At 74.8% G+C, this 15821-nt stretch carries 1 protein-coding gene (cut by a window edge); it reads left to right on the top strand.

What is annotated here, in order from left to right; all coding sequences use genetic code 11:
* Positions 1–15821, top strand: partial view of an L-histidine N(alpha)-methyltransferase gene (locus IG90_RS0123185; RefSeq protein WP_030587746.1) — the 3' portion only. 3169 nt of this gene lie to the left of the window's left edge; only the last 15821 of its 18990 coding nucleotides appear in the window; its start codon lies beyond the left edge, outside the window; it ends in the stop codon at positions 15819–15821.

Below are 15821 nucleotides of genomic sequence, written 5' to 3'. Positions count from 1 at the left end.
TCTACCAGCTCCACGAGGCCGCCGACGGCCGTATCGGCGCCTCGTCGCACGCGTCCATCGCCAACCGGGTCTCGTACACCCTGGGCGTGACCGGCCCCAGCCTGGGCGTGGACACCATGTGCTCCTCGTCGTTGACGGCCATCCACCTCGCCGTGCGTGACCTGCGCTGCGGTGAGGCCGAAATGGCCCTCGCCGGGGGCGTCAATCTGCACGTCCACCCGTACAAGTACCGGTTCCTCGGCCAGGGCAGCTTCACCTCCAGCGACGGCCGTTGCCGCAGCTTCGGCGCGGACGGCGACGGCTACGTGCCCGGCGAGGGCGTCGGCGCGGTGCTGCTCAAGCCCCTGTCGGCCGCCGTCCGCGACGGCGACCACATCCACGGCGTCATCCTGGGCAGCTCCGTCAACCACGGCGGCAGAACCAATGGCTTCACCGTGCCCAACCCGGTCGCCCAGAGCGACCTCGTCGAGCGGGCACTGGCCGAGGCCGGGTCCGCCGCCACACTCGGATACCTCGAGGCTCACGGCACCGGCACCGCACTCGGCGACCCGGTGGAGATCCGGGCCCTGGCCCGCGCGCTGGGCGCCTCCGGCCTGCCCCGGGGCAGCCTGCCGATCGGCTCGGTGAAGTCCAACATCGGCCACCTCGAGTCGGCCTCCGGCATGGCCGGGCTCTGCAAGGTGCTCCTGCAGATGCGGCACGGGGAACTGGTGCCGTCGCTGCACGCCGACCCGGTCAACCCGAACATCGACTTCGACTCCACGCCGCTGCGGGTGCAGACCGAGGTGGCCCCGTGGCCGCGCCGGGACGGCCTGCCGCGCCGCGCCGGGATCAGCTCGTTCGGCGCGGGCGGAGCCAACGCCCACCTGGTCGTCGAGGAGTACGTTCCCGGGCCGGCGCCGGCCGCCGCACCGGGCCCCTGGCTCTTCCCGCTCTCTGCCCGCACCCCGGAGAGCCTGCGCGCGCTGGCCGAGCGGCTGGCCGACGCCGTGGAGAACGGCCTCGCCGACCGGCTCGCCGACGTGGCATACACGCTGCAGCACGGCCGCGAGGCCTGGGCCGACCGCATGGTGGTGCTCGCTGCCACGGCGGACCAGCTGGCCGATCGGCTGCGCGCGGGCACCGGAACCGGCGTGTGGACGGGCAGCGTCCGCGGCCGTGGTGCCTCCCGCGCCGCCGCGCCAGCCACCACGGACCCGGCCGGCCTGGCTGCCGCCTGGACCGCCGGCGCGACCGTCGCCTGGCCCGGCACGGGGCGGCGGCTGCCCCTGCCCGGCTACCCGTTCGAGGAGCTGCGCTGCTGGCTCACCGAGCAGATCTGGGCGCCGCCGCCGGCGGCCGGCCCGGCCACGCATCCGCTGCTGGACGAGATCGAGCCGGCCGGCAGCGTGGACGGCCTGACCTACCGCACCGCCTTTTCCCCCGCGCACCCGCTGATCGACGGGCACCGCGTCGGCGACCTGCGCCTGCTTCCCGCCGCGGCGGTCCTGGAGATGGCCCGGGCCGCCGCCGCGCACGCCGGGTACCCGGCGCCGGTCCGGCTGCGCGACGTCCGGTGGCTGCGTCCGCTCGTGGTCACCGAGGCCGCAGCCTCTGCCCGGACCCGGCTGCGCCGCGACGGCGCCGGCCTGGCCTTCACCCTGCTCGGCGACACCGGCGACACCGGCGACCGGCTGGCCGAGGGCGTTGTCGAGGCGTTGGCCGACGACGTGCCGGAGCCCGTACCGGTCGAGCTGCTCCGGGCAACCCTGCCGCACCGGCACGACGGCGCGGACGTCTACGCCGACCTGGCCGGAGCCGGCCTGGTCTACGGTCCGGCGCTGCGCGCCGTCGAGTGGATCGCCGCCGGCGACGGCGAGGCGCTGGCGAGTCTGCGCGTGCCTGCCGAGGCCGCCCGGTTCGCCGGCTGCGCACTGCCACCCGCGCTGATCGACGGTGCCCTGCACACGTTCGCGGTGCTGCGCGACCGCGCCGGCGGACCGGCGATGGTGCCGTTCGCGCTCGCCGCCGCCGAGGTGTTCGGGCCGCTCCCCGAGCAGGCGTACGCCCATGTGCGCGCCGTCGGCCCGGACCGGTACGACCTGACCCTGACCGACCCGGCCGGCACCGTTCGCGTCCGGCTGCGCGACCTGTCCTTGCGCCCGGCTCCCGCACCGCGGACGTCCGGCGCCGGGCCCAGCGTGACCACCGGGCCTGCTGTGACCACGGGGCCCGTAGTGACCGCCGGCCCCGCCGTGACCGAGCGACCGGTGGACGACCTGATGTACCTGCCCCGCTGGTCCCCGGCGCCGGCCGAGCCGTTGACCGCGCCCGGCTCGGACACCTGGCTGATCCGGCCGTCCTCCGCCGCGCCGCTCGCTGCCGCCCTCGCGGCCCGGCTCGGCGGCTCCGTCACCGAGATCGAGCCCGAGCACTTCACCGCCCCGGCCGGGCGCCCCGGCCACGTGATCGTGCTCTCCGGCCCGGCGCAAGGGCGCACCGACGACCCGGCCGCCCTCGACCTCGCGCAGGAGCGCGGCGTCCTGGCCCTGTTCCGCGTCGCCAAGGCGCTGCAACGGTCCGGCGCACCGGTACGGCTGACCGTGGTCACCGAGGCCGCGCTGAGCACCGGCACCGAGCCGGTCCGCAACCCGTACGCGGCCGCTCTGCACGGGCTGGCCCTGTCCCTAGCCCAGGAGCATCCGCGCTGGCGGGTGGCCGTGGTCGACCGCTCCTCGGCCGACCCGGTCTCCGCGGATGTCCTCGACGTGCCGGCCGGCGGCCCGTACGCCCTGCGCGCCGGTGTCCTGTACCGGCGGAGCCTGGTCCCCGCCGCCGCCACGGCGACGCGCGAGGCGATCCGCCACGGCGGGGTCTACCTGATCCTCGGCGGTGCCGGCGGACTCGGCCTGGAGCTCACCGAGTGGTTGGTGCGCGGCTACCGGGCCAAGGTCGTGCTGGTGGGGCGCAGTGAGCTCGACGCCGACCGCCGCGACCGGCTGCGCCGCCTCGACCCGGCCGGTGAGCTCGTCTCGTACCGGCGGGCCGACGCCACCGACCCGGCGGCGCTGGGCGAGGTGGTCACGGGGGTCCGGGCCGAGCACGGCGCGCTGCACGGGGTCGTGCACGCCACCATCGTGCTGCGCGACCAGACCGTCGCCACGATGACCGAGGACACCTTCCGGGCCGTGCTCGACGCCAAGACCCGTACGTCGGTGGCACTGCACCGCGCCCTGGGCGCCGCCGACGGGCTCGACTTCGTCCTGTTCTTCTCCTCGGCGGTGGCCCTGTCGGGCAGCGCCGGGCAGGCCAACTACGCCGCCGGATCGACGTTCGAGGACGCGTTCGCGCACCATCTCGACGACGTGCTGGCCGCCCGCTCGGCCGTCATCAACTGGGGTTACTGGGGCACCGTCGGCATCGTCGCCGACGACCGGCACCGCGAGCGCCTGGCCCGGACCGGGATCCACTCGATCACCCCGGCCGAGGGCATGGCAGCCGTGCACGACGTGCTGGGCCGTACCGATCGGCAGGTCGTGGTGATCAAGGCGACCGCCGAGGTGCTCGCTGCCGCCGGAGTCGAACGGCCCGCCGCTGAACAGTCCGACGATGAGCTGGCCCCCTCGGCGGCAGCGCTGCCGCCGGTCGCCCGGCTGTTGACCGAGACCGACCAGGCGCGTCTGGACGAGGTCGTGCTCGGCTGGCTGTGGGAACTGTTCCGGGGCGAAGGGGTGTTCCGGACGGTCGGCGAACGGTGGAGCGCCGACGAACTGCGGCGGCGTCTGCGGATCGCCGACGGGCAGTCCCGGCTCTTCGCCGAACTGCTGCGCGTGCTCACCGTCGCCGGTTTCCTGTACGACGACGGCAGCGCGCTGACCGCCACGGACCGCCCGGCCCTCACCGACCCGGAGAACGAGCTGGTCGCGCTCTGCGAAGGGCAACCCGCGCTGAACCGTATCGACCGGCTGCTCAGGCCCTGCATGCACCACCTGTTCGGGGTGCTCCGCGGCACCGTCCGCGCGACCGAGGTGATGTTCCCCGGCGGATCCACGGAGCTGGTGGAGGGCGCGTACCGGGGCAGCCCGGTGGTCGACCGCGCCAACGAACTCGTGGTCGCCGCCTTGCTGGACCGGGTGGGCCGGCTCGGCGGACCGGTCACGGTCGTCGAGGTCGGCGCCGGAACCGGCGGCACCACCGCGAGCCTGCTGCCCGCCCTGGCCGCCACCGGCGCGGAACTGACGTACGTCTACACCGACATCTCGCCCGCCTTCCTGCAGCACGGCCGGCAGAGGTTCGCCGAGCGCTACCCGATGGTGCGCTTCCAGCAGCTCGACATCTCCGGCGACCCCCTCACGCAGGGCTTCCCGCCCGGCGGCGCGGACATCGTGGTCGCAGCGAACGTCCTGCACGCCACCCCGGACCTGCCGCACACTCTGCGCGCGGTCGCGATGCTGATCAAACCCGGCGGGCACCTGGTGCTCAACGAGGCCACCAGCAACGTCGTCACCGCCACGCTCACCTTCGGTCTGCTCGACGGCTGGTGGCTGCACCGCGACACCGGCCTGCGCCTGCCCGGTTCGCCGCTGCTGTCCGGACCCGGCTGGCGCACCGCGCTCGACCTGGCCGGATTCGCCCGCAGCCGGGCTTTCCCCGCCGACGAGGGGCTCACCCAGCACGTCGTCGTCGCGGAGACCGGCCCGGCCGGGCCGGCGTCCGTCGCCGCACCCACGGCGGAGCCGGCGCCGGCGCCCGCGGCCGAACCGGCGCCCGCGCCGCATGCCGGCGGCGAGGGCCGGCTCGTCGAGGCCGCCCGTGAGTATGTCAAGGACGCGTTCGTCCAGGTGCTCCAGGTGCCCCGGGACCGGCTGTGGCTGGACGAGACGTACGAGAACTTCGGGGTCGATTCGCTCACCGTGCCCCGGATCGCCGACCTGCTCGCCGAACGCATGGGCGATCTGCCGGCCACTCTGCTGTTCGAACGCCCGACCATCCGCGAGGTCGCCGACTACCTGGTCGAGCGGTATCCGGACAGCGTGCGGGCCCTGGTGCCCGACGAGCCCCGGCCCGCGCCGGCCCAGGTCACCGAGCGTGCCGGACGGCCGGCGGAGACGGCGCCCGCCGCGGACACCCGGATCGCCGTCATCGGCGTGGCCGGCCGGTACCCGCTCGCCGACGACGTCGACGCGTTCTGGACCAATCTGCGAACCGGGCGGGACTGCATCCGCGAGGTGCCGGCCGGGCGCTGGGATCCGCGGACGGCGCCCGAGGTGAACGGCACACCGGTCAGCCGGTGGGGTGGCTTCCTCGACCGCATCGACGAGTTCGACCCACGGTTCTTCCAGATGTCGATGCACGAGGCGGAGTTGACCGACCCGCAGGAGCGGCTGTTCCTGCAGACGGCCTGGCACACCCTCGAGGACGCCGGCTACCCGCGGATCCGGCTCCGGGGCAGCCGCGTCGGGGTCTACGTCGGCGTCATGTACGGCCACTACCAGCTCTTCGAGGACGAGCGCGGCCTGGCCGGCGGGATGGGCTACGCGTCGATCGCCAACCGGGTCTCGTACGCGCTCGACCTGCACGGCCCGAGCCTGGCGGTCGACACCATGTGCTCGTCGTCGCTGACCGCCATCCATCTGGCCTGCGAGGCGCTGGCCGCCGGAAGCGCGGACTACGCGCTTGCCGGTGGCGTCAACCTCACTCCGCACCCCCGCAAGTACCGGCAGCTCGCGGCCGGCGGGTTCACCGGCGAGACCGGCCGGTGCCGCAGCTTCGCGGCCGGCGGCGACGGCATGGTCCCCGGCGAGGGCGTCGGCGCGGTCCTGCTCAAGCCGTTGGCCGCGGCCGAGCGCGACGGTGACCGCATCCTCGGCGTGATCCTCGGCAGCGCGGTCAACCACGGCGGCAAGACCGGCGGGTACGCGGTGCCCAGCCCCGGCGCCCAGAGCGAGGTCATCACGAGCGCGCTGCGGGCCGCCGGCGTCGAACCGGCCGGCGTGTCGTACGTGGAGGCGCACGGCACCGGCACGGCGCTGGGTGACCCGGCCGAGGTCGCCGGACTGGCCCGGGCGTTCGGCGACCGTCCGGCCGGCTCGATCGCCATCGGCTCGGTGAAGTCGTCCATCGGGCACCTGGAGTCGGCGGCCGGCATCGCCGCCCTGACCAAGGTGCTGCTGCAGATGCGCGCCGGGGAGCTGACGCCGTCACTGCACGCCGAGCAGCTGAACCCGGCCGTCGACTGGGCGAACGTCCCGTTCCGTGTCCAGCGGGAGACGGCGCCGTGGACCGGCCCGCAACCCTTGCGCGCCGGTGTCAGCGCCTTCGGCGCCGGTGGCTCCAACGCCCACCTGGTCGTCGAGCAGTACCGGGCCGAGCCGCGGCCCGGTGTCGTGCCGGTGCCGGCCGTGTTCCCGTTCTCGGGGCGCGACGCGCAGGCGCTGCGCCGGGTCGTCGAGCGGATGCTGAGCCGTCTGCGCGGCGAGCCGGGCGCGACCGGCCTGGCGGAGATCGCCGCGGCCGCCGGGGTGCCGGTCGGCGCCGTCGACGAGCCGCTCGACGAGCTCGGCCTGGACCCCGCCACGATCATGCGGCTGGCCGGGCGGGACACCGCCCTGCACTCCGGTGCCGTGCACAGCGGATCGACCCTGCGACAGCTCGCCGCGGCCCTGCCGGACGCGGACATCGACCTCGGCCGCCTGTCCTACACGCTGCAGATCGGGCGTGAGGCGATGGCACACCGGCTCGCCGTGGTCGCCCACCGCACGGACGAGCTGATCGACCAGCTCGACGCCTTCCTCGCCGGGCGGCCCGCGGGCTGGACCGGTGTGGTGACCACGGAACCGGGCGCCCCGGTCGCACCGAGTGCGGATCCGCACGACACCGCCCGCCGCTGGGTGCACGGCGAGGTGATCGACTGGGCGGGCACGCCCGGCAGCGCGCCGGAACCGCTGTCACTGCCCGGGTACCCGTTCGAGCCGGTCCGCTGCTGGATCCGTGCCGCGGCCCCACCGGCCGCCACGCCGCCGCCCACCCGGCCAGCCGGCTCCTCCGGCCCCGCGCTGACCACCGTGCTGCGGCTGGTCAGCGGGGTCAGTGGCTACCCGGTGGCAGACCTGGACCCGGCCGCCTCGTTCCACGACCACGGCCTGGACTCGCTGGCGTTGCTGAGGCTGGCCGGTGACGTCTCCGCGGCGTTCGAGGTACCGGTCGGCCCGGACCAGTTGCTGGCCACCCCGACGGCCGCGTCCCTGGCCGACTGGCTCGCCCGCGAACACCCGCGGGACGTCCCCGCGCGACCCGCGACGCCGGAACCGGACGACCCGGTGGTGATCGTCGGCATGGCCGGGACGCTGCCCGGCTCCACCGACCTGGACGAGTTCTGGGCCGCCCTGGAACGCGGCGGCGACCTGTTCACCGAGGTACCGGCCGACCGGTGGGACGCACGGGAGCATCACGGCGACCCGGCCGCGCACCCGGAACGCACCCGGGTGACCCGGGCCGGCTTCATCGGCGGCATCGACCGGTTCGACCCGCTGTTCTTCGGCATCTCCCCGCGCGAAGCCCGCTGGATGGACCCGCGGCAGCGGCTGCTGATGCGTACGGTGTGGGCCGCGCTGGAGGACGCGGGCATGGACCCGGGTGATCTGGCAGGCAGCGACACCGGGCTCTTCGTCGGCGTCGGCTCCTCCGAGTACGCCGAACTGATCCAGCGCTCCGGCGCCGCCACCGACGCCTACTCGTCGACCGGCCTGGCCCCGTCGATGCTGGCCAACCGCATCTCGTACCAGCTCGACCTGCACGGTCCCAGCGAACCCGTGGACACCGCCTGCTCCAGCTCGCTCGTCGCGCTGCACCGGGCGGCGGAGGCGCTGCGCCTCGGACGGTGCGGCACGGTCATCGTCGGCGGCGTCAGCCTGATGCTGTCCCCGGTCACCTTCGCCTCACTGGAACGCGCGGGGATGCTCAGCCCGGACGGCGTGGGCCGGGCCTTCGACGCCGACGCGGCCGGCTACGTACGCGGCGAGGGGGTCGGCGCCGTCGTCCTCAAGCGGCTCAGCCGGGCGCGCGCCGACGGCAACCCGATCCTGGCCGTACTGCGTGGCACCGCGGTCAACCACGGCGGCCGCGCCAACTCGCTGACCGCGCCGAACCCGCGGGCACAGGCCGACGTGATCCGGCAGGCGCACCGGGAGGCGGCGGTCGACCCGGCGACGATCGGCTACCTGGAGACGCACGGCACCGGCACGGTCATCGGCGACCCCGCCGAGACCAACGGGCTGCGCGAGGCGTTCGCCGACCTCTACCAGGACTGGGGTCACGACGCGCCGGCCCGGCCGCACTGCGCGCTCGGCGCGCTGAAGAACACCATCGGCCATCTCGAGCCGGCCGCCGGCATCGCAGCGGTGCTGCGCGTTCTGCTGTCGATGCGGCACGGCCGGATCAGCGGCGACCCGCACGGGCCGCGGCCGAACCTGCATCTGGGCCTGGAGGGCACCCCGTTCGAACTCGCGACCGGGCCGCGGGAGTGGGCGCCGCCCGCGCCCGGGGTGCCACGCCGGGCCGGGGTGAGCGCCTTCGGGTACGGCGGAGCCAACGCGCACGTCGTACTCGAGGAGTACCCGGCCGAGGAGCCGGTTCCGGCGCCGGGACCGGTCGTGTTCGTCCTGTCCGCCCGAGACCCCGAACGGCTGCGGGCGTACGCGCGGTCCTTCGCCGACCGGCCGGACCGCTGGGCGCACGACCTGGCGGGCACCGCGTACACGTTGCAGGTCGGGCGTGGGGCGTACCCCGAGCGGCTGGCGTTCGTCACCGACTCCGCCGAGCACGCCGTCGCCACACTGCGGCGTTTCCTCGCCGGTGACACCGCGGGCATGCACACCGGGCGGGTCGAGCGGGACGCGGACCGCACCCCGTACGACGGCCACGGCGACGACGAGACCGCAGCCGCCTGGGTCCGGGGCGCACAGGTGGACTGGCATCGCCGGTGGGCTGCCCCGCCGCGCCGGCGGTCGCTGCCGACCTACCCGTTCGCGCAGGAACGGCACTGGTTCACCGACGGCACGCCTGCCCGGCCGGTCAGCTGCTTCACGGCGACCTGGCAGGACGAGCCGGTCCCGGCGGCCGGCGAGCACCCGGGCCGTGTACTGGTCCTGGGCGATCTGCCGGTGCCCGGCGCGGTGCACGTCCGCGCCGGCACGGAGTACCGCGACGAGGGCTCGGTGATCACCATCCGGTCCGGCGAGCAGGACGACTACGCGCGGCTGCTCGCCGAGACGCCGGCCCGGATCGTCCACCAGTGGCCGCTGCTTGCACCCGGCCGCGACGATCTGGGGATCGAGGCGATGTTCCGGATCGCGAAGGAGCTGACGGTCGGCGGCGCCCGCACTCCGATCCGGATCCAGGCGCTGGTGCCGGAGGACGCGCTCGCAGAGGCGTGGGGCGGGTTCGATGCGTCGTTGCGGGCCGCGCTGCCGGGAACGACGTTCAGCGTCGTCCGGGTCGACGGTGCGGGCGACACCTCCGAGCTGCTCGCCGAGATCGCCGCGCACCGGCTGTCGGGCCCGGCCGTGCGGCTGTCGCCGTCGGGCCGGACGGTGCGGGTGCTCAGCGAGATCCCCGCCCGTCCGGTGCTGCCCTCGCCGCTGCGTGACGGCGGCGTCTACCTGATCACCGGTGGCCTCGGCGGGCTGGGTGTGCTGCTGGCCCGAATGCTGCTGTCACGTGGCGCCCGGGTGGCGCTGACCGGCCGCTCGCCGGCTGCCGAGCGGGCCGAGCAGCTGGCGGAGCTGCGCGCGCACGGCACCCTCGAGTACTACCAGGCGGCCGTGGAGGACCGCGACGCGATGACCCGCGTCGTGGCCGAGGTGATCGCCGACCTGGGCGGCCTCGACGGGGTGTTCCACCTGGCCGGCACCGCGTCGCGCAACCCACTGCCCGGCAAGGACGTCGACGAGCTGCGGGCGCACCTGCGCGCCCGGATCACCGGAACCAGGGTTCTCGACGAGGTCACCCGCGACCTGCCGCTGGACCTGTTCGTGCTCTACTCCTCGCTGGCCGGGCAGCTCGGTGACTACGGCCTGGTGGACTACGCGGTCGGCGCTCGCTACCTCGACGGGTTCGCGGACTTCCGGGAGCGGGACCGTCTCGCCGGCCGCCGGCACGGCCGTACCGTGTCGGTGGACTGGCCGATGTGGCGCGCCGGCGGCATGCACGTGGACACCGATGACGAGCGCCGCTACCTGGCCGGCACCGGCTTCCGCTACCTGGAGACGGCCGAGGGCGAGCAGGTGCTCGACCTGGCGCTGCGCCTGGACCGCCCGCAGGTGGCCGTCCTGCCCGGTGACCCGGCCCGGATGCGCGATCTGGTCGCCGGGATGCGCCTGCGCGACGACGGCGTGCCGGTCCTCCCGGCGCCGCCGCCGACTCCTGCGCCGACCATCGCCGTCTCCCCGGAACTGGCCACGCAGCTCCGGGAGCTGATCGGCGAGATCCTCGGGATCACCCCGTCCGCTCTCGACCTGGACGCTGGCTTCGGCGAGTACGGCCTGGACTCCTTCGGCCTGCAGAACCTGGCCGCGGCACTGGCCACCCGCTACGACGTGACCGTGCCGACGACGACGCTGTTCGGTGCCAACACGATCACCAAGCTCGCCGCGCACCTGGCGGACGAGCTGCCCCCGGCGGCCCCGGTCGCTCCGCAAGCCGAGCCCGCTCCCGCGTGGTCCGAGTCGGCACCCGCACCCGCACCCGCACCGGCCGAGCCCACGCCCGCACCGGTATCCGTGCCGCACGGCGTGTCCGTGCCGGACGGCGTGTCCCTGCCCGCGAGCGGCTCGCGGGCCGCGGATCAGGTCGGTCACGAGCCGATCGCGATCATCGGCCTGGCCGGGCGGCTGCCCGGCGCCGACGACCTCGAATCGTTCTGGCGGCACCTCGCCGACGGTCAGGACCTGATCACCGAGACGCCCGCCGACCGATGGGACTGGCGGGAGGTCGCCCGCCGCTTCGGCGGTACCGCTCGCTGGGGCGGTTTCCTGACGGGCGTGGACCACTTCGATCCGCTGTTCTTCCGTATCTCACCGGCCGAGGCGCAGGCCATGGACCCGCAGCACCGCCTCTTCCTGGAGCACACCTGGGCCGCGCTGGAGGACGCCGGGTGCCGCCCGGACCGGCTCGCGGGCGGCCGGGTGTGCGTCTTCGCCGGGGTGCAGTTCACCGACTACGAGTCGATGGTGCTGCGCGGCGAGCACGTCAACGCTCACGCCGGCACCGGTCTGGCCCGCACCATGCTGGCCAACCGCATCTCGTACCTGCTCGATTTGCGAGGCCCGAGCGAGAGCGTCGACACCGCCTGCTCCAGCTCGCTGGTCGCCCTGCACCGCGCCGTGCGGTCGCTGCGCGCGGGGGAGAGCGAACTGGCCATCGCCGGCGGGGTGAGCCTCGTGCTGTCCCCGCAGACCGTGGTCGCCGGCAACCAGCTCGGCGTGCTCGCGCCCGATGGCCGGTGCAAGGCGCTCGACGAGCGGGCCGACGGATACGTCAAGGGCGAGGGGGTCGGCGTCGTCGTGCTCAAGACGCTGTCGCGGGCCCTCGCCGATGGCGACCGGGTGCACGCGGTCATCCGCGGCAGCGCGGTCAACCACGGTGGCCGCGCGTCGTCGCTCACCTCACCGAACCCGCTCGCCCAGGCGGACCTGCTGGTCGAGGCATATCGGGACGCGGATGTGCCGATCGAGACGGTGTCCTACGTGGAGCTGCACGGCACCGGCACCGCCCTGGGTGACCCGGTCGAGATCGACGGCCTGATCCGTGCCCAGCGCACGCTGGCCGCCGGGCCCGCGGTCACCTGCGGCATCGGCACGGTCAAGAGCAACATCGGGCACCTGGAGCCCGCCGCGGGCATAGCCGGCGTGATCAAGGTGGTGCTGGCGATGCGGCACCGGCAGCTGCCGCCGACCCTGCACCTGTCCCGGCTCAACCCGCTGATCGAGCTGGACGGCACCCCGTTCGAGCCGGTCCGCGAGACCCGGCCGTGGGCGCCGAACGACGCCGACGGCACGCCCGTGCCGCTGCGCGCCGGGGTCAGCTCGTTCGGCTTCGGCGGGGTCAACGCCCATGTCGTCCTGGAGGAGCCGCCCGCAACGTCCGCGCCGGTGGAGTCGGCCGAGCCGGAGATCTTCCTGCTGTCGGCGCGGGACGAGGCCGCCCTGCATCGGTATGCCCGGGCACACTGGACCTTCCTCGGCGACCAGCAGCCCGCGCTCTCCTCACTCGCCCACACCTCGCAGGTGGGCCGGGTTCCGATGCCGGTGCGCCTGGCCCTGGTCGTCACGTCCGTGGCCGAACTGCGGGACCAGCTGGCCGCCTTCCTGGCCGGTGACATCGAGGCGACCACCGTGACCGGCGCCCACGACTGGCTCACCGAGCCGGAGGGCGTCAGCTACCTGCGCCGGCTGGCCTGGGAGGGGCGGCTCGACCGGATCGCCCGGCTCTGGCAGGACGGCGCGGCCGTGGACTGGGCCGCGCTGCGCACCGATCGGCCCGCCCTGGCATCCATGCCGACATACCCGTTCGCACGGGAACGGCACTGGCTGACGAGCCCATCCGCCCCGCCGCCGCAGGACGATGCGCGACGCCTGCTGGCCAAGGCGTGGGAACCGGCGCCAGCGTCGTCCGGGCCGGCGCCGCACGCACCGGTGGTCCTGGTCCGGGCCGAGACCGAGGCGCTGGCGACGGCGGCGTTCGGTGACGCGGCCCGGGTGGTCCGCCTGGACGACACGGACGAGGAGACCGGTCTGCGGGCCGCCGCGTCGATCGGCCGGGCGCCGGTCGTGATCGACCTCGTCGACCTGTCCGCGGTGCCGGTGTCCGACGTACGCGTCGACTGGGCCCGCATCGTGCTGGCCCGCGAGCTGATCGCGGCGAACCGGACCGCCGGCTTCGCGTATCTGCACATGACCCGGGGACTGGTGTCCTTCCGCGCGCACAGCCCGACGCTGCGAGGAGCGGCGTTCGCGGGACTGGTCCGGATGCTCTCCGCCGAGTACCGCGGGGTGTTCGCCCGTACCGTCGACGTCGACGTCATGGACCCGGACGCGCTGCGGGACGTGGCCGCCGCGGAGCTGGCGGCGACCGACCCGGTCACCGAGGTGTGCGTGCGTGACGGCGCCCGGTACACGCCGGCGCTGCGTCCCACCGGCAACGCCCCGGCGCCCGCCCGGTGGTCGGACGATCTCGCCGGGCAGCCGGTGGTGATCACCGGCGGAACCGGCGCGCTCGGCCGCCTGCTGGCCGCCGAGCTCGTCGAGCGGGGAGCGGACCGGCTGGTCCTGCTCGGGCAGTCCCCGCTGCCCGCCCGCGAGGACTGGGCGGAGCTGCTGACCGCGCCCGACACCGATCCGGCGCTGGCGGCCCGGCTGCGCGACCTCACCGCGCTCGAACGCCCCGGGGTGCGCCTGCTGATCGAGAGCGTCCCGCTGGAGCGCGCCCGGGAGGCGCTGGACCGGATCCGGCAGGAGTGGGGACCGATCGCCGGGATCGTGCACTGCGCCGGTCTCGGTGTGATGACCGACCCGGCCTTCGTCGGCAAACGCACCGCCGACATGCGGCGGGTGCTGGAACCGAAGACCACCGGCTTGCAGGCGCTGCTGGACGCGTGTGCGGACGACCCGCTGCGCTTCGTGGTGCTGTACTCGTCGGTCGCCGGTCAGGTGCCCGCGCTGGCGGCCGGGATGAGCGACTACGCGCTGGCCAACTCGGTGCTGGACCGGGTGGCCGAGTACCGGAGCGCCACCAGCACCGGTACGACGGTCTTCCGGTCGGTGCAGTGGCCGAGTTGGCAGGCGGCCGGCATGCCGGAGGTGGACACCCCGGCGTACCGAGAGCTGGGGCTGCGGACGCTCAGCCCGCGGGACGGCGTGGCGCTGCTGGACGCGGCGCTGGCCGGGCCCGACCCGGTCGTGCTGCCGTGCCTGGTGGACACCACCCGGTTCGACGCCGACGCCCTCCTGACGGTCGCCACGCCCGAGCCCCCCGCGCCGGTCGCCGCCCCCGAGGCCCCCGCGCCGGTCGCCGCCGCGGACGCGCCCATGGCGCACGGGACCCGGACCGGTAACGGCGTGCGAAGGCTCACCGAGGTCTTCGCGGCGACGCTGCGCCTGGACGCCACGCAGATCCGGCCCGACGCCGACTTCGCCGACCTCGGTGTGGACTCCATCATGATCGCCCAGCTGCTCGCCGCGCTGGAACGTGACCTCGGGGTGGTCGCCGAACCGTCGGCGCTGCTGGAGAACCCGACCATCGCCCAGCTGTCCGCCGCCCTCGACGATCAGATGCCGGACCAGCCGGTGCCCGAGGAGCCGGAGCCAGTGCGTACGCCGGACCCGGTGCGTACGCCGGAGCCGCACCTCCCGCGGGTGGAGCAGCCGGAGCGGGGCATCGCGGTGGTGGGCATCGCCGCCCACTTCCCCGGAGCGCCCGACCACGCCACGTTCTGGCGCAACCTGGTCGGCGGCGTGGACTCGGTGACCGAGGTGCCGCCGTCGCGCTGGGATGCCGATCGCTTCTGGCACCCGGCCCCGCAGCCCGGCAGAACCGTCAGCAAGTGGGGCGGATTCCTGGACGGCATCGAGGACTTCGACCCGGACTTCTTCCGGCTCGACCCGGCCGGGGCCGCCCACGTCGACCCGCTGGTGCGGCAGTTCCTGGAGGCCGGAGCGGAGTGCCTGGCCGACGCGGGCCTGACGCCCGCCGAAGTGGCCGGTCGCCGGGTCGGGGTCTTCGCCGGCGCCCGGGCGGCGAACTTCGGCGCGCACCATGCCGCCGCGACGACCCACTCGATCAGCGGCATGGCGCAGAACTTCATCGCCGCCCACCTCTCGCACTACCTCGACGTGCGCGGCCCCGCCGTGGTGGTCGACAGCGCCTGCTCCTCGGCGCTGGTCGCGGTGCACCTGGCCGCGCAGAGCCTGCGCACCGGCGAGTCCGACCTGGTGATCGTCGGCGGCGTCGAGATCCTGCTCGACGAGGTGCCGTTCGTCGGCATGAGCGGCGCGGGGGCGCTGTCACCCAGCGGCCGGTGCCACACCTTCGACGAGCGCGCCGACGGCATCGTCCTCGGCGAGGGCGTCGGCGCCCTGCTGCTCAAGCGGGCTGAGGACGCGATCCGCGACGGCGACCGGGTGTACGCGGTGATCGAGGGCAGCGCCGTCAACAACGACGGCCGCACCATGGGCATCACCACGCCGAACCCGAGGGCGCAGCGCGAGGTCATCGAGTCCGCACTCGCCGCGGCCGAGGTGTCACCGGCGCAGCTCGGTTACGTCGAGGCGCACGGCACCGGCACCATGATCGGCGACCCGATGGAGCTGAAGGCGCTCACCGAGGTCCTGCGCCAAGCCACCGACGAGGTCGGGTTCTGCGGTGTGGGCAGCGTGAAGACCAACATCGGGCACACGCTCAGCGCGGCCGGGATCGCCGGCCTGATCAAGGTGGTGCTGTCGGTGCACCACGGGCAACTGCCGCCGACCTTGCACTGCGCGACGCTCAACCGGCGCTTCGCATTCGACCGGTCGCCGCTGTTCCCGGTCCGCGAGCTGCGGGACTGGACCGGGCGGGACGGCGTACGCCGGGCCGGGGTCAGCTCGTTCGGCTTCGGCGGCACGAACGCCCACATGGTGGTGCGCCAGGCCCCGGACGGCCACGTCCCGCGGCGTGAACCGCTGGACCCGCCGCGGTATCGGCGGCGCCGGTTCTGGTTCGACGTGCCGGTGCCGGCCTCCGCCAACGGCAACGGGCGCCACGACGGCCCGACGCCGCCGGCGCCGTTCTTCCAGATCCAGTTCTGA

The organism is Streptomyces anulatus (genome assembly GCF_000721175.1).
Lineage (GTDB): Bacteria > Actinomycetota > Actinomycetes > Streptomycetales > Streptomycetaceae > Streptomyces > Streptomyces anulatus_C.
This window is presented reverse-complemented; position numbering and strand designations above follow the sequence as displayed.